Annotated in this window: 22 protein-coding genes; 8 read left to right on the top strand and 14 right to left on the bottom strand. The window is 65.9% G+C overall.

Translation table 11 applies throughout. From position 1 onward, the window contains the following. Positions 1-52 precede the first annotated feature (52 nt). Complete coding sequence (locus ABGN05_RS03030) at positions 53-1066, bottom strand: fumarylacetoacetate hydrolase family protein (protein ID WP_367952509.1); 1014 nt, start codon at positions 1064-1066, stop codon at positions 53-55. Positions 1067-1160: 94 nt separating this feature from the next. Here ABGN05_RS03030 and ABGN05_RS03025 point away from each other — a divergent pair, with 94 nt between their 5' ends. Further along, complete coding sequence (locus tag ABGN05_RS03025) at positions 1161-1628, top strand: MarR family winged helix-turn-helix transcriptional regulator (protein ID WP_367952508.1); 468 nt, start codon at positions 1161-1163, stop codon at positions 1626-1628. A gap of 35 nt (positions 1629-1663) precedes the next feature. Here ABGN05_RS03025 and tdh read toward each other — a convergent pair whose 3' ends face one another. Both tdh and ABGN05_RS03015 read right to left on the bottom strand, forming a co-directional pair. Continuing rightward, entirely contained in the window at positions 1664-2698 is a 1035-nt protein-coding gene (gene tdh, locus ABGN05_RS03020; RefSeq protein ID WP_367952507.1) for an L-threonine 3-dehydrogenase, read from the bottom strand. Between the two features lie 235 nt (positions 2699-2933). Further along, complete coding sequence (locus ABGN05_RS03015; protein WP_367952506.1) at positions 2934-4124, bottom strand: glycine C-acetyltransferase; 1191 nt, start codon at positions 4122-4124, stop codon at positions 2934-2936. 172 nt (positions 4125-4296) lie between these two features. Between ABGN05_RS03015 and ABGN05_RS03010 the strand changes: the two genes are divergently transcribed. Continuing rightward, the gene (locus tag ABGN05_RS03010; RefSeq protein WP_367952505.1) at positions 4297-5469 is read left to right on the top strand and encodes a GGDEF domain-containing protein; all 1173 of its coding nucleotides are present in this window, start codon (positions 4297-4299) and stop codon (positions 5467-5469) included. Positions 5470-5675: 206 nt separating this feature from the next. Then, complete coding sequence (locus tag ABGN05_RS03005) at positions 5676-6083, top strand: DUF7282 domain-containing protein (protein ID WP_367952504.1); 408 nt, start codon at positions 5676-5678, stop codon at positions 6081-6083. A gap of 149 nt (positions 6084-6232) precedes the next feature. On the opposite strand, the gene ABGN05_RS03000 is transcribed toward ABGN05_RS03005, so the two are convergent. Beyond that, positions 6233-7441 (bottom strand): acyl-CoA dehydrogenase, encoded by a 1209-nt coding sequence (locus tag ABGN05_RS03000; protein ID WP_367952503.1) that lies wholly within the window; start codon positions 7439-7441, stop codon positions 6233-6235. A 233-nt stretch (positions 7442-7674) separates the two neighbouring features. On the opposite strand from ABGN05_RS03000, the gene ABGN05_RS02995 reads away from it, so the two are divergent. The 3 genes from ABGN05_RS02995 (at position 7675) to ABGN05_RS02985 (ending at position 12108) form a co-directional block, all read left to right on the top strand. Beyond that, the gene (locus tag ABGN05_RS02995; protein WP_367952502.1) at positions 7675-9771 is read left to right on the top strand and encodes a putative bifunctional diguanylate cyclase/phosphodiesterase; all 2097 of its coding nucleotides are present in this window, start codon (positions 7675-7677) and stop codon (positions 9769-9771) included. A gap of 65 nt (positions 9772-9836) precedes the next feature. Beyond that, positions 9837-11681, top strand: coding sequence for a DNA mismatch repair endonuclease MutL (gene mutL / locus ABGN05_RS02990; RefSeq protein WP_367952501.1), 1845 nt, complete (start codon positions 9837-9839; stop codon positions 11679-11681). A gap of 199 nt (positions 11682-11880) precedes the next feature. Further along, complete coding sequence (locus ABGN05_RS02985) at positions 11881-12108, top strand: DUF2093 domain-containing protein (RefSeq protein ID WP_367953132.1); 228 nt, start codon at positions 11881-11883, stop codon at positions 12106-12108. 181 nt (positions 12109-12289) lie between these two features. On the opposite strand, the gene lpxK is transcribed toward ABGN05_RS02985, so the two are convergent. Genes lpxK through ABGN05_RS02955 form a run of 6 tightly spaced genes read right to left on the bottom strand, consistent with a single transcriptional unit; the run spans position 12290 to position 17908 of the window. Then, positions 12290-13330 (bottom strand): tetraacyldisaccharide 4'-kinase, encoded by a 1041-nt coding sequence (lpxK, locus tag ABGN05_RS02980; RefSeq protein ID WP_367952500.1) that lies wholly within the window; start codon positions 13328-13330, stop codon positions 12290-12292. A gap of 3 nt (positions 13331-13333) precedes the next feature. Next, positions 13334-14656 (bottom strand): lipid IV(A) 3-deoxy-D-manno-octulosonic acid transferase, encoded by a 1323-nt coding sequence (waaA, locus tag ABGN05_RS02975; RefSeq protein WP_367952499.1) that lies wholly within the window; start codon positions 14654-14656, stop codon positions 13334-13336. Then, the gene (locus ABGN05_RS02970) at positions 14653-15447 is read right to left on the bottom strand and encodes a lysophospholipid acyltransferase family protein (RefSeq protein ID WP_367952498.1); all 795 of its coding nucleotides are present in this window, start codon (positions 15445-15447) and stop codon (positions 14653-14655) included. The genes waaA and ABGN05_RS02970 overlap by 4 nt, the downstream gene beginning before the upstream one ends. Next, entirely contained in the window at positions 15444-15710 is a 267-nt protein-coding gene (locus tag ABGN05_RS02965; RefSeq protein ID WP_367952497.1) for a DUF4170 domain-containing protein, read from the bottom strand. Before ABGN05_RS02965 ends, ABGN05_RS02970 begins: the two co-directional genes overlap by 4 nt. Positions 15711-15750: 40 nt before the next feature. Continuing rightward, a complete protein-coding gene (locus ABGN05_RS02960; RefSeq protein ID WP_367952496.1) occupies positions 15751-16584 on the bottom strand; it encodes a 3'(2'),5'-bisphosphate nucleotidase CysQ in 834 nt (277 codons plus the stop codon). Continuing rightward, positions 16571-17908: a TldD/PmbA family protein gene (locus ABGN05_RS02955; protein ID WP_367952495.1), complete on the bottom strand. Its 1338-nt coding sequence runs from the start codon at positions 17906-17908 to the stop codon at positions 16571-16573. The genes ABGN05_RS02960 and ABGN05_RS02955 overlap by 14 nt, the downstream gene beginning before the upstream one ends. Positions 17909-18068: 160 nt before the next feature. On the opposite strand from ABGN05_RS02955, the gene ABGN05_RS02950 reads away from it, so the two are divergent. Both ABGN05_RS02950 and ABGN05_RS02945 read left to right on the top strand, forming a co-directional pair. Next, positions 18069-19868: a monovalent cation:proton antiporter-2 (CPA2) family protein gene (locus ABGN05_RS02950; RefSeq protein WP_367952494.1), complete on the top strand. Its 1800-nt coding sequence runs from the start codon at positions 18069-18071 to the stop codon at positions 19866-19868. Between the two features lie 107 nt (positions 19869-19975). Then, on the top strand, positions 19976-21421 hold the full coding sequence (locus ABGN05_RS02945; protein WP_367952493.1) for an MATE family efflux transporter: 1446 nt from the start codon (positions 19976-19978) through the stop codon (positions 21419-21421). On the opposite strand, the gene ABGN05_RS02940 is transcribed toward ABGN05_RS02945, so the two are convergent. The 4 genes from ABGN05_RS02940 to rsmD form a co-directional block, all read right to left on the bottom strand. Further along, entirely contained in the window at positions 21418-22326 is a 909-nt protein-coding gene (locus tag ABGN05_RS02940) for a patatin-like phospholipase family protein (RefSeq protein ID WP_367952492.1), read from the bottom strand. The two genes, ABGN05_RS02945 and ABGN05_RS02940, sit on opposite strands and share 4 nt — an antisense overlap. A 1-nt stretch (position 22327) precedes the next feature. Continuing rightward, entirely contained in the window at positions 22328-23650 is a 1323-nt protein-coding gene (locus tag ABGN05_RS02935) for a M16 family metallopeptidase (protein ID WP_367952491.1), read from the bottom strand. A gap of 41 nt (positions 23651-23691) precedes the next feature. Continuing rightward, complete coding sequence (locus ABGN05_RS02930) at positions 23692-25116, bottom strand: M16 family metallopeptidase (protein WP_373695879.1); 1425 nt, start codon at positions 25114-25116, stop codon at positions 23692-23694. A gap of 100 nt (positions 25117-25216) precedes the next feature. After that, positions 25217-25771: a 16S rRNA (guanine(966)-N(2))-methyltransferase RsmD gene (rsmD, locus tag ABGN05_RS02925; RefSeq protein ID WP_367952490.1), complete on the bottom strand. Its 555-nt coding sequence runs from the start codon at positions 25769-25771 to the stop codon at positions 25217-25219. Position 25772 lies beyond the last annotated feature (1 nt).

Genomic DNA, 25772 nt, shown 5'->3' with positions numbered 1-25772 from the left:
GCCCGGCGAGCTTAGCGCGCGCCGAGATCATGACAAGCGGAATGCCGCCGCCTCAGTGCTCGTACTTCTTCACCGTCTGCTCGATCGCGCCGAAGATCGAGTGCCCGGCGCCGTCTTTCATCTCGATGCGGACCGTATCTCCGAAGCGCATGAACGGGGTCACCGGCTTGCCCGTGTCGATCGTCTCGATGGTGCGGATCTCGGCAATGCAGGAATAGCCGGCGCCACCCTGCTCGACCGGCTTGCCGGGGCCTCCGTCGAGCTTGTTCGATACCGTGCCGGAACCGATGATTGCTCCGGCCGAAAGCGGGCGCGTCTTGGCCGCATGGGCGATGAGGGTCGGGAAGTCGAACGTCATGTCGACGCCTGTATTCGCGCGGCCGAAGGGCTTTCCGTTGAGATCGACCATCAGCGGCAGATGCAGCTTGCCGCCGTCCCAGGCCTCGCCGAGTTCGTCGGGCGTGACGGCGACGGGCGAGAATGCCGAAGACGGCTTGGACTGGAAGAAGCCGAAGCCCTTGGCGAGTTCGGCCGGTATCAGGCCCCGCAGGGAAACGTCGTTGACCAGCACCACCAGCCGGATCGCCGCGCGTGCCTCCTCGATACCCGCGCCCATCGACACGTCGTCGACGATCACGGCGACCTCGCCCTCCATGTCGATCCCCCAGGCCTCGTCGGCCATGAGGATCGGATCGCGCGGCGCCAGGAAGGAATCGGAGCCGCCCTGGTACATCAGGGGATCGGTCCAGAAGGTCTCGGGCATTTCGGCGTTGCGCGCCTTGCGGACGAGCTCGACATGGTTGACGTAAGCCGAGCCGTCCGCCCACTGGTAGGCGCGCGGCAGCGGCGACAAGACGTCATGCTCGTGAAAGCGCTCGAACGGAACGGCGCCGTGCTCCAGGCTCTCGGCCAGCGCCTCCAGATGCGGTGAGACCCGCTTCCAGTCATCGAGCGCCGCCTGCAGCGTGGGAGCGAGGAAGGATGCATCCGTGCACCGGGTCAGATCGCGCGACGCGACCACAAGCCTCCCGTCGCGCTTTCCGTTCCTGATCGTCGCTAGTTTCAAGGTTGCGCTCCTATATCCCAATCGTCCGTTTGACCGGACCCGCGTTTCGTTGCATCCGTAACCGTCGAAACTGCAACTATCAAACGGGACGGTGATGATCGCGGAGAAGGAGCACGGCGCAAACAGTGCGGCAACCCTGGAACTGGAGAATTTTCTTCCCTACCGGCTGAACCGGCTGGCCGACGCCGTCAGCCGCGAGTTCCAGAAGATCTACAAGGGCCGCTACGGCCTCACCCGGCCCGAATGGCGGCTCCTGGCCACGCTGGGGCAATACGGCACGATGACGGCGACCGAGGTCGGCCGCCATTCCGCCATGCACAAGACGAAGGTGAGCCGCGCCGTCTCCGCGCTCGAGACACGCAACTGGCTCGCGCGCGAGACCGACCGGATCGACCGGCGCATCGAGCGGCTCAGCCTGACCAAGACCGGGGAGCGGACGTACCGGGAAATGGTGCCGCTGGCGCGAGCGTTCGAGACAGGTCTGCTTTCCGGGCTCAATCCATCCGACAGGCAGGCTTTGCTTGCCGGACTCGATGCGCTCGAGCGCGGCCTTGCGGACTGAACCGGATGCACCGGCATCGGTGCCGCTTCCGCACCTCACCAGTCCAGCACCACCTTCCCCGAATTGCCGCTCTTCATCGCCTCGAAACCCTCGATATAGTCGTCGACGCCGAGACGGTGGGTGATCAGGCCCGAAACGTCGAGCGGACCCTGGACGAGAGCGATCATCTTGTACCAGGTCTCGAACATCTCGCGGCCGTAGATGCCCTTGAGCGTCAGCATCTTGAAGATGACCTTGTTCCAGTCGATCTCGAAGCCGGTCGGCGCGATGCCGAGGATGGCGATCTTGCCGCCATTGTTCATCGTGTCGATCATGTCGCGGAAGGCCGCGGCCGAACCCGACATTTCGAGCCCGACGTCGAAGCCCTCGCGCATGCCTTCTTCCATCATCACGTCGGAGAGTTTCTCCTTCGAGGCATCCACCACGTGATGGATGCCGAGTTTTCGCGCGAGCGCCAGTCGGGTCGGGTTGATGTCGGTGATGACGACCTTGCGCGCCCCGACTGCCTGCGCCACCAGCGCGCCCATGATGCCGATCGGCCCGGCGCCCGTGACCAGCACGTCCTCGCCGACGAGATCGAAGGACAGCGCGGTATGGACGGCGTTGCCGAGCGGGTCGAAGATCGCCGCGACCTCGTCGGGAATGTCGTCGGGGATGGGGACGACGTTGTGCTGCGGCAGCGCGAGATACTCGCCGAACGCGCCTGGCCGGTTGACGCCGACGCCGAGCGTATTGCGGCACAGATGCCCCCTGCCCGCCCGGCAATTTCGGCAATGCCCGCACACGATGTGCCCCTCGCCCGAGACGCGCTGCCCGACCCTGTATTCGGTGACCGCCGAACCGAAATCCGCCACGGTGCCGACGAATTCGTGGCCGGTGACCATCGGCACCGGAACGGTCTTTCGCGCCCACTGGTCCCAGTTGTAGATATGGACGTCGGTGCCGCAGATCGCGGTCTTCTTCACCTTGATCAGCACGTCGTTCGGCCCGATCTCGGGGATCGGCACGTTCTCCATCCAGATGCCGGGTTCGGATCGGGCTTTGACGAGGGCGCGCATCATGTTGGACACGGGGAAGCTCCAGGGATGGGGGTCGCTTCGAATCAATTCGGATCCGAAAAAACATCGAGGCTGAACATCATCGTCGCACCTTGAAGACGATCGACTGCACAGAGCGAATGCAAGAGAAAGCACTGGCGTCGGTCATCGTCCTCATCGTTCCAGAGGTTCATAATAGAGACTTCTACAGCCTCCTTATCCGTTTCATCTATTCTTTCACCGCAAAACCAACACTGCACGCCTAAGGTCAAGACACCACCCCTAGTTCTTTCCCCACCTCGCCGAACGCCTCCACCGCTCGGTCGATATCGTCGGCACTATGCGCCGCCGACATCTGCGTCCTGATCCGCGCCTGGCCCTTCGGCACGACGGGAAACGAGAACCCGACGACGTAGATGCCGCGCTCCAGCATCTTCTCCGCCATCGCGCCGGCAAGGGCCGCGTCGCCGATCATCACCGGGATGATCGGGTGGTCGGCCCCGGCAAGGCGGAAGCCGAGTTTCGTCATCGACGAACGGAACCGCTCGGCGTTGGCCGTCAGCTTCGCCCGCAAGGCCTCTCCGTGCTCGACGATGTCGAACACCTTGAGTGAGGCCGCCGCGATTGCCGGCATCAGCGTGTTGGAGAAGAGATAGGGCCGCGAGCGCTGGCGCAGCCACTCGACCACCTCGCGCCGGCCTGCCGTATAGCCGCCGGACGCTCCGCCCAACGCCTTGCCGAGCGTGCCGGTGATGATATCGACACGTCCCTCGACGCCGCAATGCTCGGCAGAGCCGCGCCCGTGTCTGCCCACGAAACCGACGGCGTGGCTGTCGTCGACCATGACCATCGCACCGTATTTTTCCGCGAGGTCGCAGACGCCGGAGAGGTTGGCGATGATCCCGTCCATGGAAAAGACGCCGTCGGTCGCGATCATCTTGAAGCGGCAGCCCTCTGCCTTCTTCAGTTCCTCTTCAAGCGCCGCCATGTCGTTGTTCGCGTAGCGGAACCGCTTGGCCTTGGAGAGCCGCACGCCGTCGATGATCGAGGCATGGTTGAGCGCGTCGGAGATGATCGCATCCTCTTCCGAAAGCAGCGTCTCGAACAGCCCGCCATTGGCGTCGAAGCAGGAGGAATAGAGGATGGAATCCTCGAAACCGAGGAAGGAGGCGATCCTGGCCTCGAGCTGCTTGTGCTCCTCCTGCGTTCCGCAGATGAAGCGCACCGACGCCATGCCGTAGCCGTAACGGTCGAGGGCCGCCTTGGCGGCCTCGCGCAATTCTTCGGAGTCGGCCAGCCCGAGATAGTTGTTGGCGCAGAAATTCAGCACTCTGCCCCCGCCCGCCACATCGATCTCGGCGGACTGCATGGAGGTGATGACGCGCTCGGACTTGTAGAGCCCGGCCCGGCGCAATTCGGAGAGCTCGCCCTCCAGATGGGTGAGGAATGCCTTCGTCATCGCGTACCTCCTGCGTCCTTGTGGCGCATTCGGCGAGCGCAGACAATGGACGAAGCGTGGCACGCGCGGCGCGCCGTCCTTGGCCGACACACGATGGCGACGACGTTGGGAAAGCAAATATTAGGATTGCCCAAATAGCGTGCAACGACAGTCACAGAGGAGACATGTCGCGGTGATCGCAGGATCGACCGACAAGGAGGAACAGGACGCCATTCTGTCGATGCGGATGGATGCCATGCTCCATTCGTCGCCGGCATCGTTTCTGAGCATCGTCGGCGGGGTGTTCGCGGTCTATGCCTATTGGTCGCCGTCGACAGCGCCCGTGCTGCTGTTATGGCTGACCTGCATCGTGGCGATCTCGGTAACGAACCTGGGCGCGACCGTCCTCTATGCGCGTCGCTATCCCTCCACCTGGACCGCTGAAACCTGGGCGCGGTTTGAAAACGTCATGCACCTCCTGTCCGGCCTCAGCTGGGGCCTGGGTGGTGGCTGGATGCTGAGCTTCGCGGACGAGCACCAGGCCGTGCTGACGCTCGCGATCGGCCTGGCGGCGGTCACCGTCTCCATACCGTCCGTCGTGCATCTGCCCGCCTACAACCTTTTCCACCTGCCGATCTTCTGGTCCTACGCGGTCGGACTGGTCTTCAGCTCGCTGCAGTTCAACTGGCTGATCGCCAGCGGCTTTTTCCTCCTTGGTCCCTTCGGAATCATGATCGGGCGGGTGCTCGGCGATCAGATTTCCACCGCGCTGCGGCTCTCCCTGGAGAACAAGCGGCTGGCCCAGCGTCTGGAAGAACGCAGCGCCGAACTGGAAGCCGCGAACCGCGAACTCGAGATCGAAAGCCACACCGACCCGCTGACAGGCGTTGCCAACCGGCGCCGGCTGATGAATTTCGCGCGTGCGGTGCGCGGACGCTGCGCGGTCCTGATCGTCGACATCGACCACTTCAAATCCTACAATGACAGCCTCGGACACGTCGCCGGAGACGCCTGTCTTGTGGCCGTGGCCGAAACCTTGGAGCGCAGCGTCCGGCCTGACAAGGATCTCGTTGCGCGCCTGGGCGGCGAGGAGTTCGCCGTGGTTCTGGTCGACGTCAGCGCGGCGGCTGCCGCGGAGCAGGCCGAAGCGATACGCGCCAACGTCCAGGCACTTCAGGCGTCTGGCGCAGAGCGCGTCAGGCGGCAGGTCACCGTCAGCATCGGCCTGTCGACGCGGGACGCAAACCAGCAGAAGCCCCTGTCCGTTCTCATGGAGGAGGCGGATGCCGCCGTCTATCGCGCCAAGGCGACCGGACGAAACCGGGTCTGTCTCCACGATTCCTCGCGGCCGCGGAACGTGGCCTGAAAGTGCCATCCGGATCGGCGTCGCGGCGGTCTCCAGGACAGTCGACCGACGCTTGACGCCCTCGCTCACCGCTGCCCCGTGGACCCCGCCGTCCCGTTCGTGATCATGACCATCCGCGGCGCCACGAGGGACGAATTCGTCCGTCGGTGAAACTTCCGTGCCGGTGCCTCCGTATCTGCGAGCGCAAACCAAAACGGAGGTTATCCATGTATCGCATTCTTTCCACGGCCGCCGCGCTCGCGATCGCCGTCACCGCCGCCCATGCAATGTCGAACCCGGCAGTCATGGTCTCGGACCAGGACGTTTCCTCCGGCACGGTCAGCGCCGACAAGATCACCGCGGAAAACAATGGCTGGCTGGTGGTTCACCGCACCGATGCCGAGATGAAGCCGGGGCCGGTCGTCGGTTACGCTCCGCTCAAGGCCGGCGACAACATGGACGTCACGGCAATCCTCCAGGAGGAGGTGAAGTCCGGCGAGATGCTGATGTTGATGGTGCACGGCGAAACCGGCGGCATGAAGTCCGGCGTTTTCGAGTACACGCTCGGCGCCAAGGAAGACGGGCCTATCCGCGTCGACGACAAGCTCGTCATGACGGTCATCACCGCACGGTAACACGCGTGGCGCCGGTCGCGGCCGGATACGTCATGTGATATACGGCGTCGTCAAGAACGCCGGCGCCGGAAACGTCTCCCCAATGGCGTTTCCGGCCACTTTCACGGCCGCTTCGCTTCCAGCGCCGCGGTCGTCTTTTGGGCGGCGTGTCAGAAGAACGCCTGGATGCCCGTCTGTGCCCGTCCGAGGATCAGCGCGTGCACGTCGTGCGCACCTTCGTAGGTGTTGACCGTCTCCAGGTTCTGCGCGTGGCGCATCACGTGGTAGCCGATCTGGATGCCGTTGCCGCCGTGCATGTCGCGGGCCTGCCGCGCGATGTCGAGCGCCTTGCCGCAGTTGTTGCGCTTGACGATGGAGATCATCTCCGGGGCCATCTTGCCCTCGTCCATCAGGCGCCCGACGCGCAGCGAGCCCTGCAGGCCGAGCGCGATGTCGGTCTGCATGTCGGCGAGCTTCTTCTGGTAGAGCTGCGTGGCTGCGAGCGGCCTGCCGAACTGCTTGCGGTCGAGCCCGTACTGCCTTGCGCGGAACCAGCAGTCCTCCGCCGCGCCCAGCGCGCCCCAGGAGATGCCGTAGCGGGCGCGGTTGAGGCAGCCGAAAGGTCCCTTCAGGCCGGCGACATTGGGCAGCAACGCGTCCTCGCCGACCTCCACGTTCTCCATCACCACCTCGCCGGTGATGGACGCGCGCAGCGATAGCTTGCCTCCGATCTTCGGCGCCGACAGCCCTTTCATTCCCTTCTCGAGCACGAAGCCGCGGATCTGGTTGTCGTGCGCCGCCGATTTTGCCCACACGACGAATACGTCTGCGATCGGCGCGTTGGAGATCCACATCTTCGAGCCGGAAATGCGATAGCCGCCACTGGTCTTTTCCGCCCGCGTCTTCATCCCGCCGGGGTCGGAACCGGCATCCGGCTCGGTCAGCCCGAAGCAGCCGATAAACTCGCCGCTGGCGAGCTTCGGCAGGTATTTCCTGCGCTGTTCCTCGGAGCCGTAGGCGTGGATCGGATACATGACCAGCGACGACTGGACGCTCATCATCGAGCGGTAGCCGCTGTCGACGCGTTCCACCTCGCGCGCGACCAGCCCGTAGGTGACGTAGCTCGCGCCGAGCCCGCCATATTCCTCTGGGATCGTCGTCCCGAGCAGGCCCGCCTCGCCCATCTCGCGGAAGATCGCCGGATCCGTGGTTTCGTTCATGTAGGCGTCCTCGACGCGCGGTGCGAGCTTGTCCGCGGCAAAGGCCGCTGCCGCATCGCGGATCATGCGCTCGTCTTCCGACAGCTGGTCCTCCAGGAGGAAGGGGTCGTTCCACACGAAACTTGCGGCCGTGGTCTTCGCGGGGCTCTGGATGTTCATGATGGTTTCCGCCGTTTTGTTCTTGTGCTGCGCCTTTCTAATGCCTTTCGCCACCGGATGGAAACCGGCAAAGATGGGTTCCGCAAGCCGCCAGACGGGCAAGCCGCTAATCCTTTTCTAACCACCCGGGAGATTTCCGGCCGATACAACCGATGGCATACCTGCCAGTTAACCCTCGGACTCTATTCTGACCCTGGGGAACGATACACGTTCGCAGGGGACCACGGCGCGCGATGTTCAGACTGCCGAGCTTCAGGGCCGGGACGGGCAAACCGGTCACGCTCATCACTTTCGCTTACTGGGCCGCACTTCTCATCATTGCGGCGATGCTGGCAGGGTCCTTCATGCTCCTGCAGCAGATGCTGGCGGCCCAGCAGCGCAACGAGCGTGTGATCGGCCTGGCCAGCGCGCAGCGCGCCCTGTCACAACGCGTTGTGTTCCTCGCGAACGCAGCCGATGCGGCACCCGCGATCCGTCAGACTCCGCTGGTCGAGGCGCTCAAGCAGGCGACAGCGGAATTCGAAGCCAACTACGACGAGTTGCTGGACCAGCTCGGCGCCGATCCCTTCTCCAAGGCCCGCAACGACCCCGCCTCGATCGACGGCGTGCTGTTTTCCGCACCCTATCATCTCGACTACTTCTCCGGCAGCCTGGCCGCGAACGGATGGCGCGTCGCGGCAGCCCTGGAAACGGAGTTGCAGCCGAACGCGGACATAATCGGATACCGTGCGGGCAAGGAGCGCGCGCGGCTCGACGACATCGTGGCGACTGCAACCATGGATGGCTACGCGGCGCTCGGCGAGCGGCTTTCCGCCGGCGGGCGCGAGCGTCTTTCGACCCTGCTCCAGCTGCACCGGATCCTCTTCGTAGCCACCCTGGCGGTGATGCTGCTCATTGCCGTCTTCATCTTCCGCCCGATGGCATCGATGATCGGCCGGCGCACCGATCAGCTCGTGGAGGCGCGCAATGCCATGGCCTACAACGCCATTCACGACGAACTGACCGGCCTCTACAACCGCTCGTTCCTGAAGTACCGCTTCGACAAGCTCATCGAAGACGCGGCCGCGCGCCGCGATAGCATGGCGGTCATCCAGTTCGATCTCGACCGCTTCAAGCAGATCAACGACACGCTCGGGCATGCGGCGGGCGATCATGTCCTCGCCGTCACCGCCAGACGCATGCGCAAGGCGAGCCGCAAGCAGGACATGCCGGTTCGTCTGGGCGGCGACGAATTCGTCCTGATCACCAACCGCCGCGACGACAACAGCGAGATCGCCGCTCTCACCGAAGGCATCCTGCGGGCGATTAACCGGCCGATCGACTATGAGGGAACGACGATCCATCCCGGCGCGAGTGCCGGCATTGCGGTCTATCCGCGGGACGGCGAGCGCGGCTTCGACCTTCTGATGCACGCCGATGTGGCGCTCTACTCGGCAAAGAAGTCGGGTGGCGGCACCTTTTCATTCTTCACCGACGATCTGCGGCGTGAAATCGCCGAGCGGGTCGATATCGAGCAGCAAATGGTCCTCGCCATCGCCAGCCAGGACTTCACCGTCTGCTTCCAGCCGCAGGTTTCCCTTTCCGACGGCAGGGTCACCGGTCTGGAAGCCCTCGTCCGCTGGTTGCCGCCCGACGGCAAATTCATCCCGCCCTCGGTCTTCGTGCCGATCGCGGAGAAGTGCGGGCTCATGCCGGCCATCGGGCGGATCATATTCAGGAAGGCCATCGCGGCCGCGGCAGCCTGGCATCGAGACGGGCTGGAATTCGGCCGCCTCGCGCTCAACGCATCCGGCAGCGAGCTTGCGCAGCCCGATTTCGCAAGCTTCCTGTTGAAGACCCTGAAGGCGGAAGGGCTCCCTGCGCGCCACCTGGCGCTCGAGATCGTCGAATCGGTGATGCTGGACGATGAGAAGACCGGCATCGCGGCTACGCTTCGCGCCGTACGGGCGGAAGGGATCACGCTCGAGCTCGACGATTTCGGCACCGGCTACGCCTCGTTGACCCATGTCGACCCGCGAGAAATCGACCGACTGAAGATCGATCGGCGTTTCGTGCACGACATCGACAGCAATTCGCACCATGCGCAGATCGTTCGCGCCGTGACCGAACTCGCGCGCGGGCTGGGCATCGGCATCATCGCCGAAGGCGCCGAGACCGACACCGAGCTTTCGCTGCTGGCGGGCATCGGCTGCGACGAGGTGCAGGGTTACGCCGTCTCCTTCCCGATGCCTCCCGACAACATGCGCGAATGGCTCACGACGCGCAAACCCAGGCACGCACGCCCCGTTGCGATCGAGGACACCATTCCTTCACACCACCAAGCCGCCTGACGCCGTCACGGCGCCCCACGGCGCCAACGCTTCTGGCAGCGTCCGAATCCGGCTAGAGTGGCCGGATGTCCATCCGTCAGCTTTCAGAAACCGTCATCAACCAGATCGCCGCCGGCGAGGTGATCGAGCGCCCCGCAAGCGTGGTGAAGGAACTGGTCGAGAATGCGCTCGACGCCGGCGCGACCCGTATCGAGATCGTCACGGCCGGCGGAGGGCTGAACCTCATCCGCGTGATCGACGACGGATCGGGCATTGCGGCGGACGACCTGCCGCTCGCCGTCGCGCGCCACTGCACCTCCAAGCTCTCAGACGACATCCACGACATCCGCTCGCTCGGCTTCCGCGGCGAGGCGCTGCCGTCCATCGGTTCGGTCGCGCGTCTCACCATCCGCTCGCGCACCGCCGACGCGGCCGAGGCGATGGAAATCGTCGTGGAGGGCGGACGCATCGCCGGTCCCCGCCCCGGCGCGGCCAATCCGGGAACGCAGGTCGAGGTGCGCGATCTCTTCTTCGCCACGCCCGCCCGGCTCAAGTTCATGAAGGGCGAGCGGGCGGAAAGCTCGGCCATCTCGGACGTGGTGAAGCGCGTCGCCGTCGCGTTCCCGACCGTGCGCTTCACGCTGACGGGCGCCGACCGCGTGCGGCTCGACCTTCCCGCGGAAGCCGACGACGAAGCCGGGCGCCTGCGCCGGCTGGCAAAGGTCTTGGGCGACGAGTTCCCGGAGAATGCGCTGGCGATCGACGCGCTGCGTGAAGGCGTGCGGCTGATCGGGCAGGTTTCGATCCCTTCCTTCACCCGCGCGAACAGCCTGCAGCAATATGCCTACGTCAACGGCCGCCCGGTCCGCGACCGGCAGATCGCCGCCGCGATACGCGCCGCCTATGCCGACGTCCTGCCGCGTGACCGCCATGCGCTTGCCGTCCTGTTCTTATCGCTGGACCCCGCGCTGGTCGACGTCAACGTCCATCCCGCCAAGGCCGACGTGCGTTTCCGCGATCCGGGGCTGGTGCGCGGCCTGGTCATCGGTTCGATCCGCGAGGCGCTGGCCAATGCGGGAATGCGTCCCGCCACCTCCGGCGCGGCGGGCATGCTGGCTGCCTTTCGGGCCGGCGGCGCCCCGCAGGGCCGCGCAGGGACGACCGGCTTCGACCGCTCCCGCGACGCCGCGCATCGCACCTGGGGCGCGGGCTCCTACGACATTGCGCGATCGCCGAGCCGGCCGCTTGCGAACGGCTTCGGCGAGTCGGCCCAGGCCATCTTCGACCACGCGGCACCTCCGAGCGCCGATGCGCGGGCCGACGTCATCGAAGCCCCGGCCGAACTGCGCCGCACCCCGCTCGGTGCCGCGCGCGCGCAGGTGCACGAGAACTACATCGTCGCCCAGACCGAAGACTCACTCGTCATCGTCGACCAGCATGCCGCCCATGAACGCCTCGTCTACGAGGCGCTGAAGCAGGCGATCCATTCGCGGCCCCTTCCCGCGCAGATTCTCTTGCTGCCCGAGATCGTCGACCTGCCGGAGGAGGATGCAGAACGCCTCGCCTCGCATGCGGAGACGCTTGCCCGATTCGGTCTCGGGCTGGAGCGGTTCGGGCCGGGCGCGGTGGCGGTGCGCGAGACACCCGCCATGCTGGGCGAGACCAACGTCCAGGCGCTCGTGCGCGACCTCGCCGACGAGATCGCCGACACCGACACCGCCGACACGCTGAAACGGCGGCTCGACCAGATCGCCGCGACCATGGCCTGCCACGGCTCGGTGCGCTCGGGCCGGCGGTTGCGGCCCGAAGAGATGAACGCGCTCCTGCGGGAGATGGAGGCGACCCCCGGTTCGGGCACCTGCAATCACGGGCGCCCGACCTTCATCGAGCTCAAGCTTGCCGACATCGAGCGCCTCTTCGGACGGCGCTAGCCGGCGCGAGGGGTCCGCATCGGCTGCACTGCGCCGTTCCTGCCCCTGGCGGCTTGACCGTCCGGAAGAATTGTGGCGCTTAAGGCATGATCCCCGGGAAGCGAATACCGGTTCGCCGACGGATCGTGCTCCAGACAGAGTCAGAGCGGATGGGGATCCGGGAGCGGATCGACCGCCCTGAGCGGAAGAAAGCATGGCGATGAACCGTTTCGAAGGCCCTGGCGCGAAGGAAGCGCGCATTCGCTACCTGGATGGCGATTTCCAGGTCGCCAGCCCGGGCTCCTTCGTGCGCTGCGCCGTGACCGGCGAAATGATCCCGCTCGACGAACTGAAATACTGGAGCGTCGCGCGGCAGGAAGCTTATGTCAGCGCCGCAGTTTCGCTCGCGCGCGAGATCGAGAGCAATCCCGCCATCCGGCGGCGCTAACCGCCGCCCTCGCATCACCGGACCGGCGGTTCCCCACCAACATTTGAACACCTCGAATTCACGCGTCGACGTGGTTCAGCGACAGCTTGTTTGAGGCAGTTGTTCCCCCTCCGCCGGGCCGAAGGCGGCCAACGGTTTGGCAAGATATTGAAGCGGATTGTCGGCGCCTCGTCAGGAGACGTCAGGCAGTGCGGGAAACCCCGTGCTGGCGGCGTGCGAACGCCTCGAGCGTCCGATCGACGATCTTGGATGGAACGCGCGGATCGTCGAAGGCGAGATCGATTTCCAGGACGAGCGTACGCTCCGCCAGCGCCTTCGCAGCGGGCGATCCGCCGCGTAGCCGAACGGCGTCCTTGGCCGTCGTCACGAGTTGGAGCCCACCCGCATCGGCTTCGGCCTCGAGTTCGGCGATGTCGGTCTCGGAAAAGGAATGATGATCCGCGAAGCCGCGCGTCGCGACCGGGTCGCAGCCGGCGCGCCTGAGCGTCTCGAAGAATTTTTCCGGATCGCCGATGCCGGCGAAGGCGAACAGTCGCCGGCCCGACAGCCGATCCTGGTCGCGCGGCTGAATCGTGGCGCCGTAGACGGAGCGGCCTGCCCGCGCCGCCATGCGCACGACGTCTTCCGCGCCGTTGCCCTCGCCGATCGCCAGGACCGCGTCGGTAAAGCGCAGTTGGCTGATCAGGGGCGCACGCATGGGACCGGCCGGGATGCTAAAGCCGTTGCCCAGGCCGCGCCGCGCGTCTACCACGAGCAGCGCATAGTCGAACTGCAGCCGGGCGCTCTGGAAACCGTCGTCCATCAGGAGGAAATCGCAGCCGGCGTCGATCAGCAGGCGGGCACCTGCGGCGCGGTCGGGCGTCACCGCCACGGGCGCGTGCGCAGCCAGCAGCATAGGCTCGTCGCCGACATGACGGGCGCTGTCATGCGCCGGGTCGACGACGTGCGGTCGGGACAGGCTGCCACCATAGCCGCGCGAAAGGATGCCGGGCTGCCGCCCGGCCGCACGCGCCGCATCCGCCAGCGTGATGACCGCCGGTGTCTTGCCCGCGCCGCCGACGGTGAAATTGCCCACGCACAGGACCGGCACCGGAAGCTTCCTACGCCGCGCCGAGATCATCCTTCGCGCGGCGACCAGACCGTAGGCCCCTGACAGCGGCGAGAGCGCCAGCGCTCGCCAGTCCGGCTTCTCCCACCAGAACGGAGGCGCCTCGCCGGTCATGGCCTATCGGTTCTTTCTTCCGCCGTCTTCGAGACGCGCCTTGACGATCAGCGGATAGATGTAGGGCTCCAGCGCCTTCAGCGTGGCCGGAAGCGCGCCGCGCATCTCGTTCACCGTCTCGACGCCCGCATGCATCATCTGGCGCCTCTTCGCCTCGTTGCAGAGCAGGAAATTGACTGCGCCCGCCAGCATGTCCCTATCACCCACGAGCCTCGCTCCGCCGCGCTCGATCAATTTCTGGTAGGAATCGCGGAAATTCTGGACGTTGCGGCCGGAGAGGATCGCCGTCTCCAGCATCGCGGGCTCGAGCGGATTCTGGCCCCCTTCCGAGGTCATCGAACGGCCGACGAAAGCGATTTCCGTCAGGCGAAGATAGAGACCCATCTCGCCGATCGTATCGCCAAGCAGGATGTCGGTCTCCGGCCCCACATGGCCGCCGAGGCTGCGGCGGACCGTTTTCAGGCCCCTCCCGGAAAAAGCGGCGGCAAGCGTGTCGGCGCGGTCGGGATGCCGTGGAACGACGATCGTGAGGAGTTCGGGGTGACGCTTCTTGACCAGTTCGTGGACGTCCGCCGCGATCTCCTCTTCGCCCTTGTGGGTCGAGATCGCGGCCCAGACCGGACGGCCGCCGATTTCAAACTGCATCCTCCGCAAGGCGTCCTCGTCGACGGCAGGCGGGTCGGTGTCCACCTTGAGGTTGCCGGACACCGAGACTGGCCGCGCGCCGAGCGCCCGAAACCGTTCGCCATCCAGTTCGGACTGCGCCACGACATGGGAGAGGTTCTCGAAAAGCGCCTCGGCGATGAAGGAGCGCTTCTTCCATGCGGCGAAGGACCGGTCCGAGAGTCTGCCGTTCACCAGGACCTGGGGCACGCGCCGGGTGCCGAGTTCCAGGATGGTCATTGGCCAGATCTCTGATTCGGCGATGATCGCCAGGTCGGGTTTCCAGTGGTCGAGGAAGCGGCTCACCGCCGGCTTCAGGTCGAGCGGCACGTACTGGTGCAGCACCTTGTCGCCGAACTTCTCTCGCACGAGGTGCGCCGAGGTCACCGTCCCCGTCGTGAAGACGACGTTGATGCCGAAACCGGCGATGCGGCGCACCAGCGGGATCACCGCATTCGATTCGCCCACGCTCGCCGCATGCACCCAGACCAGCGGCCCGGGCGGGCGGGCGACCTTGGAGATCCCGTAGCGTTCGCGCCGCCGCGTCCGCTCTTCCTTGCCCTTCGTGGTGCGCCAGGCGATGTAGCCGCCGACCAGCGGATAGGCGGCCGCGCCCGCGAGGCGGTAGGCCGTGAGCATGGCTCGCGCCCATCGTTCGCTCATGGCGTGCGGTCGACCAGCCTGTAGGCCTTTTCGGTCGCGGCGTTCAGGCTCGCCGTAACCTCGCGCCGCTTCTGTTCCAGTTCCTCGTCGGTGGCATTCGCCGGCACGTGGACGGGTTCTCCCGCGACCATCGCCTTCCGGCCGAAAGGCAGGTTGAGCGTCGTCTTGTCCCAGGTTTTGTCGAGGACCTTGCGGCGGCTCGTGGCGAGCGCGAGCGGCACGATCGGACGCCCCGAGAAGCGTGCGAGCATGACCACGCCCAGGCCGGCCTCCCGCGGCGTTCCATGCGGTATGTCGGCGATCATGGCGACCGAGGACCCGCCGTCGATCGTCTTCTTCAGCGCGATGAGCGCACGCGCGCCGCCCTTCTCGCGGCTGCGCGAGGCATCGCGTCCGCCGGAACCGCGGATGATCGTAAAGCCGAACCGCTCGGCGACGCGCGCATTGAGTTCGGCGTCGCGGCTGCGCGAGAACAGGGCCGACATCTTGAGCCGTCGCGGCTTCAGGCACGGCGCCAGGACGTGTTGACCGTGCCAGAACACGGCAATGCCCGGCGCGTTCTTCGCGTAGACCTGGTCGAGATCGTTGGATTCGGGATGCGTCCGGTTGGTCGCAAAGACGAAGCGTACGCCAAGCGCCAGCGCCCAGGCGATCACATCGGCCGCGAAGCGCGATTCGGCAAGAGGAGCGCGGATGGACCGCCAGATGGTCTTGGATAGCCTCGGCCTGGCTTTCGGCTTCTGAACCCCGCTCATGTCGGGAGCGGCAGCGATCGGGCGCCCGTCCGTCATCGAGCCTTGCCCGCCGCGAGGCTGATGCCAGCCGCCTCGGGATCGAGAAGCCTGTGCAGATGCACGATGAAATAGCGCATGTGCGCGTTGTCCACCGTTTCCTGCGCCTTGGTGCGCCAGGCGGTTTCGGCCGACTTGTAGTCCGGATAGATACCGACGATGTCGAGATCGTCCAGACTGCGGAACTGGGTACCCGTCAGCGACGCCAGTTCGCCGCCGAAAACCAGATGCAGGAGCTGCTTGTCGTCAGCTTTTTCCGTCATTCTTCTTTCCCGCACACACGAAGTTGAAAACCGGAACTGATTAGATCATTCCCGGAGCATTGGAAACCGGCCTCCTGTCGCGCGAGGCCAGTGCCTCCAGGATCTCCGACAGGAGAGGACCGCTTCCCGCGACCAGCATGTCGTGGCGCACGTCGGCGCCCGCATAGGCAAGTCTTCGGCCGTATTCGTCGACGACCCTGCCTCCGGCCTGCCGCAGGATGAGGTCCGCGGCGGCGAGATCCCAATCATGCGAATTGGGCTTCACGAGGGCGGCATCGAGGTTGCCGCCTGCCAGGAGCGCGATCCGGTATGCGAGCGAGGGTATGTAGGACGTCGTGGCGACGCGGTCCCGCAAGGTGTCGGGCAGCATGTTGAAGATCGTCTTGGGCCCCCCGACTTCCGGCCGTTCGAGGCTCTCGCGCACCGAAATGGCGCGGCCGTTCTGGTACGCGGGACCCGTCTCGCTGGCCCAGTAGATTTCCTCCAGCGCCGGGCAGTCGAGCACGCCGGCGATCGGCACGCCATCCTCGACGACGGCGATGCTGACGCACCACGTCTTGCGCCGATCGAGGAAGGCACGCGTTCCGTCGATCGGATCGACCACGAAGGTCCGTTTCGCGCCGAGCCGCCCGGGCGAATCGGCAGTTTCTTCCGACAGCCAGCCGTAATCCGGCCGCGCCTTGGTCAGTTCCTCGCGCAGGAAGCGGTCGACGGCGTAGTCCGCCTCGCTGACCGGCGAGCTGCCCTCCTTCATCCACACTTCGGGAGTCTTGCAAAAGAAGCTCATGGCAATGCGCGCGGCCTCGCTGGCCGCGTCGCGGATCAGGTCCAGGTCGGCGGAGGCGGTCTGCGTTTCGGCGTTACTCTCCTGCAAGCGTCATCCCTTCCACGAGAAGCGTCGGTGCGGCCGTCCCGAATTGCCGGTCGATGTCGCTGGCGGGAACCATGTTCTGGAACATGTCCTTGAGATTCGATGCGATCGTCACCTCCGAGACCGGAAAGGCCAGTTCGCCGTTCTCGATCCAGAAACCCGAAGCGCCGCGGCTGTATTCGCCCGTCACCATGTTGACGCCCTGCCCGAAGACCTCAGTGACGTAGAAGCCGCGCTTGAGCGAGCGGACCAGTTCGTCGGGAGAGGCGGTCCCCGGCTCGATCGCGAGGTTCGTGGAGGACGGATTGACGGACGAGCCCGACCGGGAGCCATGCCCGTTGGTCTCCAGTCCGAGTTCGCGCGCCACCGAGGTCGACAGGAACCAGTGCTTCAGCACCCCCGCCTCGACCATGGTCAGCGTCTCGCCGCCGACACCCTCGCCGTCGAAGGGCCGGGAGGCGGGGCCGCGGGGCCGGCGCGGTTCGTCCGTCACCGTGATGCCGGTCGAGGCGACCTGCTTGCCCATCATGTCGCGCAGGAAGCTCGTCTTGCGCGCCACCGAAGCGCCGTTGATCGCTCCTGCTAGGTGCCCCGCGATCCCTCGCGCCACGCGCGGATCGTAGATCACCGTTACGGGGCCGCTCTTGACTTTGCGGGCGCCGAGCCGCTTCACGACACGTTCGCCTGCCCTGCGGCCGATCTCCCGCGGCGAATCGAGTTCGTCGAAGTAGAGGCGGGAGGAGAAATCGTAGTCCCGCTCCATGCCGGTCCCCTCGCCCGCGATGACGCTGACCGAGCGCGAGAATCGCGACGTGGCGTATCGCCCGAGAAAGCCGGCGGACGTGGCCAGCACCAGCCCGCCGATGCCGGCGTTCGCCCCTGCGCCGCTGGAATTGGTGACGCCCTTCACCGCGAGCGCCGCCTCTTCGGCCGCAAGCGCATCCTCGCGCAGACGGTCGGCCGAAACCTCCGTCGGGTCGAACAGGTCGAGGTCGGGCACGTCCTTCACCAGGCGGCTTTCGTCAGCAAGCCCCTGGAAGGGATCCTCGGGCGAGACCTTCGCCATCGCCACTGCGCGTTCCGCCAGCATGTCGACGTCCGCATCGATCGTGGCGGAGACGCTGGCGACGCGCTTGCCGATGAAGACCCGCAGCGCGAGGCTGTCGCCTTCGGAAGCCTCAGTCGATTCGACCTTGCCGAGACGAACGGTGACGCTGGTCGAGCGTCCCAGCACGGCGACCGCGTCCGACGCGTCGGCTCCGGCCCGGCTCGCGGCCTCGACGAGCGAAGCCACCACATCGTTCAGTTTGTCTGTGTTCAAGGACATGCAATAGTTCCGGTTGACTCGCACGGACGCGAGCGCTGCGCCCGGTTGAACGGGCTTCTCGTTACCGGACCATCTATGGCTCCGGTCGGACATGTGCAATGGCCGTCGGGCGGCATTCTCGCTGGCCGGCCCGAGGTCGAGGCTGAGCGAGGGGACGTTGATGGCTGCCGAAGCAAGCGAGTTCACGGAGGTGCTTCTGCTCCTCGGTGCCGTCGCCGTCGCCGCGCCCGCCTTCAAGAGCATCGGGCTAGCCACGGTGCTTGGTTACCTCGCGGCGGGGATCGCGATCGGCCCGGTCGCGACCCTCATAACCGGCAGCGAGGAACTGCTGGATTTCGGCGAAATCGGGGTCGTCCTCCTTCTCTTCGTCATTGGACTGGAACTGAAGCCGTCGCGCCTGTGGTCGATGCGCCGCGACATATTCGGGCTCGGCGCGTCGCAGGTCGTCCTCACCGGAGCCGTTCTCGCCGCGCTGGCCCTCGCCCTCACCGACCTGGAATGGCAGGTCGCGACGATCGTCGGATTTACGCTGGCCCTTTCCTCCACCGCCTTCGCCCTGCAACTGCTCGAGGAAGGCGGCGACCGGAACCGCCGCTACGGCCAAACGTCGTTTTCAATCCTGTTGTTCCAGGATCTTGCGATCGTGCCGTTGCTCGCGCTGGTCCCGTTGCTTTCACCGGGGACGGCGGACGCGGAACCGGGCGGCATCGATGATTTCGCGATCGCTATGCTGAGCATCGCCGCCCTGCTGGCGAGCGGGCGATACCTCCTCAATCCCCTCTTTCGCATCATCGCCAACACCGGCGCGCGGGAAGCGATGATCGCGGCGGCACTCTTCGTCGTCCTCGGCGCGGCGGGCCTGATGCAGTATGCCGGACTGTCGATGGCCATGGGCGCGTTCATCGCGGGCGTGATGCTCGCCGAATCCTCCTACCGTCACGAGCTGGAATCGTCGATCGAGCCCTTCCGAGGCATCCTGCTAGCCGTGTTCTTCATGGCAGTGGGGCTGTCGCTCGAACTCGGGATCATCCTCGAGAACTGGCTGACGATCCTGATCGCGGTTCCGCTGATCATGCTGGTCAAGGCGCTTGTCACCTACGGTCTCTGCCGCCTCTTCGGCTCCAGCCACGCAGACTCCGTGAAGGTCGGGCTTCTCCTTCCGCAGGGCGGCGAGTTCGGGTTCGTGATCTTTTCGGCGGCGGTGGCCGAGTTCATCTTTCTGCAGTCGCTGGCCTCGCTCCTGATCGCGATCATTACCGTGTCGATGGCCGCCACACCGCTCGCCATCGGTCTTGCGAGGTTCCTGATCCGGGAGGAAGAGGACGAGACCATCGACGAGAACTTCGAGGGTGCCGGCTCCGACGTGCTGATGATCGGCTTCTCCCGTTTCGGGCAGATCGCCTCGCAGATCCTGCTGTCGGGCGGCGCGCGCGTAACCATCATCGACCATTCCGCCAACCGGGTCCGCGTGGTGGAGAAGTTCGGCTTCCGCATCTACTATGGCGACGGCCGCCGCAAGGACGTGCTGGAGGCCGCGGGCATACGCCAGGCGCGCATCGTCGCCGTCTGCACCCACGGGCGCGAGGCGACGGACAGGATTGTGGACCTGATCCAGCGCGAGTTCCCGCACGTGCGGCTGTTCGTGCGCTCCTACGACCGCAACCACACGCTCGCGCTGCGCGCCAGGGACGTGGAGTACGAGATCCGGGAGACTTTCGAATCCGGCCTGATGTTCGGCCGCAAGACGCTCGAGGCCATGGGAATCGAGGAGATCACGGTCAGCGAGATCGTCGACGACGTGCGGCGCCGCGACGAGGAGCGCCTTTCGATCCAGGCGGCCGAGGCGAGCGGCCGGGAACGCGTCTCGACGCCCGAGCCGCTCGTCAAGCCCCGGCGCGAGAGCCGCCGGCTGGACAAGGTCGCCGACCTCCCGGACGGTCTCGACGAGCCGAGGAAATAGTCCGGCTCGCGGACGAACTTCGGGTTCGTATCGGCGACGGACTGCCCTATGAGTGGTCTCGGGACGCCGTGTAGCTCCCGGCCGGGATCGAGCGGACGGATGAACGGGTGAATACGGAAGAGCCAACGGCGACAGCGCCCCTGCCGGGCGCACCGGCCAAGTTCACGACGGGCTCGACCCTGCGTCACGTCGTGGTCATGACGGCGACGGGCTCGATCGGCCTCATCGCCATCTTCATCGTGGATGCCCTGAACCTCTTCTACATCTCGCTTCTCGGCGTCCGGGAACTGGCAGCCGCGATCGGCTTCGCCACCACAATCATGTTCTTCACCGTCTCGGTGGCGATCGGCCTGACCATCGCGACCTCGGCGGTCGTGTCGCGGGCGCTCGGAAGGGGCAGCAGGACCGATGCCGCGGCCTTGGGCGGCGCATCGATACTCTTCATGGGGTTGGCGCTCGGCCTGATAACCGCCTGCACATGGCCGTTCCTCAACCCGTTGCTGGCCCTGCTCGGCGCCACGGGGGAGACACTTTCCCTGTCGACGCGCTTCCTGCAGATCGTGCTGCCGTCGGCGCCGCTCGTGGCGGTCGGAATGGCAACGACCGGCATCCTGCGCGGCACCGGCGACGCGCGGCGCGCCATGTACGTGACGCTGGGAAGCGGGCTTGCCGCCGCGGTCCTCGATCCCCTCTTCATATTCGGGCTGGATCTCGGCCTCGACGGGGCCGCGATATCGACCGTCCTGTCGCGCATGATCATGGTCGCCATCGGGCTGCACGGCGTGCTGAGGGTTCACCGTCTTCTGGCGATGCCCGATCTGCGGCGGCTCTCCGCGGTCGCTCGGCCCTACTTCGCGATCGGGTTGCCGGCGGTCCTGACGCAACTCGCCACGCCTGTCGGCAATGCCTATGTGACGGCGGAGATGGCACCGTTCGGCGACGACGCGGTAGCCGGCTGGGCCATCATCGGACGCATCGTGCCGGTGGCCTTCGGAGCGATCTTCGCGCTCTCCGGCGCCGTCGGCCCGATCCTCGGCCAGAATTTCGGCGCGCGGCGTTACGACCGGCTTCTGGCCGTCATGCGCGACAGCCTGATCGTCACCATGATCTACGTTCTGGCGGCGTGGCTCCTGCTCGCGCTGTTCCGCCACCATCTGGCGACGCTGTTCGGCGCGACCGCGGAAGCTCGCCAGCTGATCGTATTCTTCTGCCTGTTCGCCGCCGGCAGCTTCCTGTTCAATGGCGCGCTCTTCGTCTCCAATGCCGCCTTCAACAATCTCGGCTATCCGGGCTACTCGACCATCTTCAACTGGGGCCGCGCCACGCTCGGGACGGTCCCCTTCGTCTGGCTCGGCGCCAACCTGTACGGCGCGGTCGGAGTGGTCGGAGGCTGGGCGCTGGGAGGGGTGGTTTTCGGGATCGTTTCGGCGGTCGTCTGCTTCCGCGTCGTCGCCCGCATCGGATCGCAACCGCCATCGGGTCCACCGATTCCGGGTCCGCCCCCGTCCGCGAACTCTCCGTTCACGACCGGCAAGGCGGCGACGGCGGGTTAGCCCTTCGCCTGCCGTGAGGGGCGGGCCAGTTCGAGCTTCTCGTGTTCCAGCACGGCCGCCTCGAGGGCGCGCTTCAGGTCGTCCTTGATCGGCGCGGTATGCGCCATCACGGCCTCCATCTTCATGAAGTCGAGCACGCGGAAGCGCGAGATCGGCGGACGCAGGAAGATCGAGGGGCGACAGGTTTTCAACTGCAACGCGATGATCGACTGCATCATGAGCTGGCTCGACCCGAACACCAGGTCCAGCGTGTTCAGCGTCCGCTTGCCGTGCGGGGTCGGCACCCCGACGACGTCGATGCCGATCGTGATGTCGGCCAGTCCCTCGATCAGGTCGAAGGGAACGGGATTGTAGATGCCGCCGTCGATGAGGATGCGCCCGTCGCGACGGACCGGACGGAAGACTGCGGGGATGGCGGCGGAGGCCGCCAGCGCCGACAAGAGGTCGCCTTCCTCGAAGACGACCTGCTCGTGACGAAAGAAATCCGTGGCCGTGACCTGGAGCGGGATTTCGAGTTCCTCGAAATTCGACGGGATCTGGGCCGGAAGGAACGCGCCGAGGATGCGCTCGACGTTGAACTGCGTGACACGCAATCCCCCGTCGATGAATTCGGCAAAGGTGCCCGGCCGTGCCCGCCACATCCTGGCCGCGACCTCGCCGCGACGGCTGAGGATGGAATGGGCATAATGATGGATGTCGCGGCCGGTCATGCCGGCAGCCATGCCCGCACCCATGATCGCGCCGATCGAGGAGCCCGCGATCGCCACCGGACGAATGCCGAGTTCGTCGAGCGCCTCGATGACGTGGATGTGGGCAAGGCCGCGCGCGCCCCCGCCGCCAAACGCGACGGCGAAGGTCGGATCGCTCCGTCGGCTCTCGCCGGAGGGCGGCTGTCCGTCCATCATGTCAACCCTTGTCGAAAGACACGGTCGGTCCGACGATCATGATGGCAGGCTCCGCCGACAGCAAGCGTTTCGCGACGGCTTTCACATCTTCCAGCGTCACCGCCTCGATCAGGTCGGCGCGCCGATCGATGTAGTCGATGCCAAGATCCTCGATCTGCAGCTGCACCAGCGTGCGGGCGATCGCACTGGAGGTATCGAGATTGTTGATCGCATAGGCGCCGACGACGTAATCCTTGGCGTCGCGCAGTTCCTGCTCGGTCGGGCCTTCCTCAGCCATGCGCGTGATGACGTCGCGGATGACGTCGAGCGTCTCCTGCGCGCGGTCGGCACGGGTGGACGTACCGATCATCAGCGCCGAGGAATAGTCGCGGTTCACCAGCGAGGAACCGATCCCGTAGGCCAGCCCGCGCTTCTCGCGCACCTCGTCGAAGAGCCGGGAGGAGAACGTGCCGCCACCCAGGATGTGGTTCATCAGGTAGGCTGCGAAAAACTGCGGATCGTCCCGTTCGATGCCGGGATAGGCGAGCCTGAGAGTCGCCTGCGGAATTTCGTAGGGAAGCGCGATCTGCTGGTCGAGCTTCGGCTGGACTTTTTGGACCACGCCGACGTCGGGCTTCTCCGGCAGCGACCCGAAGACGCGGTCGAGTTCCGTCTTCAGCGTCTCGGGATCGATCGCGCCCACGACGCTGACCACGAGATTGCCGCGCGCGAAAAGGTCCTCGTGCAGCTTCTGGAGGTCCTGCTGCGTGATCGTGGCCAGGGTCTCGGGCGTGCCTTCGTCCTGGCGCGAATACGGATGGTCGCCATAGATCGCGTTGGCCCAGGCAATGGACGCCTCCGTCTCCGGATCGTTCGCGCGCGCCTGGATGCCGGCCACGATCTGGGCGCGGATGCGTGCAAGCGGCTCGTCGTCGAAGCGCGGCCTGTTGACGGCCAGTTCCAGCAGTCGGAAGGCTTCTTCGCGGTCTTCGGCGAGCATGCGCATCGAACCGTAAAACGCGTCGGGGCCGGCATCGAACGACATCTCGGCCCCGCTCTGGTCAAGTTCCTCCTGGAACTCGGCTCGGCCGAGATCTCCCGCACCCTCGTCGAAAAGCCCGCTCATCAGTTGCGCCAGGCCTTCCTTGCCGACGGGATCCTGCGTGCTGCCGCCCTCGAAGGCGAAGCGGATCGAGATGATGGGAACGGTGTAGTCCTCGACCAGCCAGGCGGTGATGCCCTTGTCGCTGGTGACTTTCTGGATGTCGACGGCGGCCTGCGCGGGCGCAACCGCCGGCAGGAACGCGAGGCTGAAGCCGATGACCGAGGCGAAGATTGCTTTCATTGGTCTTTCCATGAGGCGGCCGGGCTGGCGAAGCGTCCTGTTCACGAGCGTTCTCCTTCGACCGGCAGCAGATATCCTGTCACCGACCGGCTCTGGTCCAGATAGCGGCGCGCGACGTCCTGCACTTGTTCGGCGGTGACCGCCTCGATGCGGTCGGGCCATTCGTCGATGTCCTTGATGGTACCGCCCGTGGTCAGCGTCGAGCCGTAGATGCGGGCCATGCCGCTCTGGCTGTCGCGGGCGAAGATCAGGCTGCGCACGTAGCGCTTCTTGGCCTGCTCGAGTTCTTCCGGGGTGACGCCATCGGCAATGATGCGGGCGATTTCGTCATCCATGGCCTTTTCGACGTCGTCGATCGTCGCCGTGCCGCGGGGGGACGCGTAGATCTGGAACGACGTCGCGTCGAGCGCATCGGACTGGTAGTAGGCGCCGACGCCCGACGCGATGCCCTCTTTCACGACCAGCGCCTCATAGGCCCGGCTGCGCGGCCCGCCGCCGAGAATCTCGGACAGGAGGTCGAGCGCCTCGGCCTCGCCCGGCTCGGCGGTGGCATAGGAGGGCACGACCCAGGCCTTGCGGACGCTGGGAACGCTGACGCGCGGATCGGACATGGTGACCGTGCGCTTCGTGTTCTGCTCCGGCTCCGTCGGGCGCACACGCGGCGGAAGCTCGGGGCCGCGCGGCACCTCGCCGTAGGTCGCCTCGGCCAGCCGCTTCACTTCTTCGGCATCGACATCGCCCGCGACCACCAGCACGGCGTTGTTGGGCGCGTAGTAGCGCTGGTAGAAGGCGAGCGCGTCCTCGCGGTTCAGCTTCTCGATCTCGTGCATCCAGCCGATGACCGGGATGCGGTAGGGATGGTTCTGGTAGAGTGTGGCGTCCATCTCCTCGCCGAGCAGCGCGCCCGGCTCGCTCTCGACGCGCGATCCGCGCTCTTCCAGGATCACGTTGCGCTCGGGCCCGATCACCTCATCGGTCAGGATGAGGTTGTGCATCCGGTCCGCCTCGTACTCCATCATGGTTTCGAGCGCATCGGGTGAGACCTGTTGGAAGTAGGCGGTGTAGTCGTTCGACGTGAAGGCGTTCTCCTGGCCGCCGATCTCGGCGACGCGGCGCGAGAACTCGCCGGGCGCATGGATCTTCGTACCCTTGAACATCAGATGTTCGAAGAAATGCGCGATGCCCGATTTGCCGGGCTCCTCGTCGGCGCTGCCGACCTTGTACCACAGCATGTGGGTCACCACCGGCGACCGGTGGTCGGGGATGACCACGACCTGCAGGCCATTGTCGAGGAAGAAGCTCGATATCTCGGCTTCGCTCTTCTTCTGCTCCGTCGCGGCCGCGGCAGGGTTCTCCGCCGCCATCGCCGGCACGGTGAGCGGCAGCGGCGACAGGCCCACGCCAAGCGCGATCAGCATCGGCGACAGGAATGCCTTCGCGCGGATGCCGCTTCGGTTGAATTCCATTGAACACCTCGATTTCACGGTCGCGCGGAAAGTGGGGGCATATTGAAGCGATGTGAAGCATCCGGAGCATGAAATCTCCGTAATGCAGCGCCGCCGCGCGCTATTCGGCCTCGATGAACCGGACGATCGTGTCGCCATAATGGCGCTCGTCGAGAATGGCAAAGCCCCCGCCCGGGGCGAAGGCCGCCGAAGCGGCTTCCTCGACGATGCAGAGCGCCCGAGCTTTCAGCCAGCCGCCAGCTTTTGCGGCCGCCAGCGCCTTCTCGGCGAGACCCTTGCCGTAAGGGGGATCGGCGAAAAGCAAATCGAAAGGCATGATCGTCCCGGCGCTTCCGAGGCTCGTGGCGTCGCGGCGGAAGATCTTGGTCCGACCCTGCAGCCCGAGTGCCTCGACATTCGTGCGGATCACTCCCCTTCCCTCGGCCGATTCCTCCACGAAGACGCAATACGCCGCACCGCGCGACAGCGCCTCCAGACCGAGCGCACCCGTGCCGGCGAAGAGGTCTAGCACCCGTGCGCCCGCGAGCCGGTTCTCGAAGCGGTGCGCCAGCACGTTGAAGACGGCTTCGCGGGTCCGGTCCGTGGTCGGGCGGATCGCCTCAGTCCGCGGCGCGGCCAGCGTGCGGCCGCGAAACTCGCCTCCCACGATCCGCAAG

The sequence above is a fragment of the Aquibium pacificum genome, assembly GCF_040839445.1.
Taxonomy (GTDB): domain Bacteria; phylum Pseudomonadota; class Alphaproteobacteria; order Rhizobiales; family Rhizobiaceae; genus Aquibium; species Aquibium pacificus.
Note: the sequence above shows the minus strand (reverse complement) of the source record. Positions and strands in the feature narration are given on the sequence as shown.

What these genes read in the sequence shown, in the direction of transcription:
- waaA (WP_367952499.1), bottom strand. Translation starts at nt 14,656, where the DNA reads ATGAGCGAACGATGGGCGCGAGCCATGCTCACGGCCTACCGCCTCGCG.
- ABGN05_RS02930 (WP_373695879.1), bottom strand. Translation starts at nt 25,116, where the DNA reads ATGGAATTCAACCGAAGCGGCATCCGCGCGAAGGCATTCCTGTCGCCG.
- ABGN05_RS02950 (WP_367952494.1), top strand. Translation starts at nt 18,069, where the DNA reads ATGGCTGCCGAAGCAAGCGAGTTCACGGAGGTGCTTCTGCTCCTCGGT.
- ABGN05_RS02985 (WP_367953132.1), top strand. Translation starts at nt 11,881, where the DNA reads ATGAACCGTTTCGAAGGCCCTGGCGCGAAGGAAGCGCGCATTCGCTAC.
- ABGN05_RS03025 (WP_367952508.1), top strand. Translation starts at nt 1,161, where the DNA reads ATGATCGCGGAGAAGGAGCACGGCGCAAACAGTGCGGCAACCCTGGAA.
- ABGN05_RS02995 (WP_367952502.1), top strand. Translation starts at nt 7,675, where the DNA reads ATGTTCAGACTGCCGAGCTTCAGGGCCGGGACGGGCAAACCGGTCACG.
- ABGN05_RS02965 (WP_367952497.1), bottom strand. Translation starts at nt 15,710, where the DNA reads ATGACGGAAAAAGCTGACGACAAGCAGCTCCTGCATCTGGTTTTCGGC.
- lpxK (WP_367952500.1), bottom strand. Translation starts at nt 13,330, where the DNA reads ATGACCGGCGAGGCGCCTCCGTTCTGGTGGGAGAAGCCGGACTGGCGA.
- ABGN05_RS03015 (WP_367952506.1), bottom strand. Translation starts at nt 4,124, where the DNA reads ATGACGAAGGCATTCCTCACCCATCTGGAGGGCGAGCTCTCCGAATTG.
- ABGN05_RS02940 (WP_367952492.1), bottom strand. Translation starts at nt 22,326, where the DNA reads ATGATGGACGGACAGCCGCCCTCCGGCGAGAGCCGACGGAGCGATCCG.
- ABGN05_RS03005 (WP_367952504.1), top strand. Translation starts at nt 5,676, where the DNA reads ATGTATCGCATTCTTTCCACGGCCGCCGCGCTCGCGATCGCCGTCACC.
- ABGN05_RS02935 (WP_367952491.1), bottom strand. Translation starts at nt 23,650, where the DNA reads ATGAAAGCAATCTTCGCCTCGGTCATCGGCTTCAGCCTCGCGTTCCTG.
- ABGN05_RS03000 (WP_367952503.1), bottom strand. Translation starts at nt 7,441, where the DNA reads ATGAACATCCAGAGCCCCGCGAAGACCACGGCCGCAAGTTTCGTGTGG.
- ABGN05_RS02955 (WP_367952495.1), bottom strand. Translation starts at nt 17,908, where the DNA reads ATGTCCTTGAACACAGACAAACTGAACGATGTGGTGGCTTCGCTCGTC.
- ABGN05_RS02970 (WP_367952498.1), bottom strand. Translation starts at nt 15,447, where the DNA reads ATGACGGACGGGCGCCCGATCGCTGCCGCTCCCGACATGAGCGGGGTT.
- mutL (WP_367952501.1), top strand. Translation starts at nt 9,837, where the DNA reads ATGTCCATCCGTCAGCTTTCAGAAACCGTCATCAACCAGATCGCCGCC.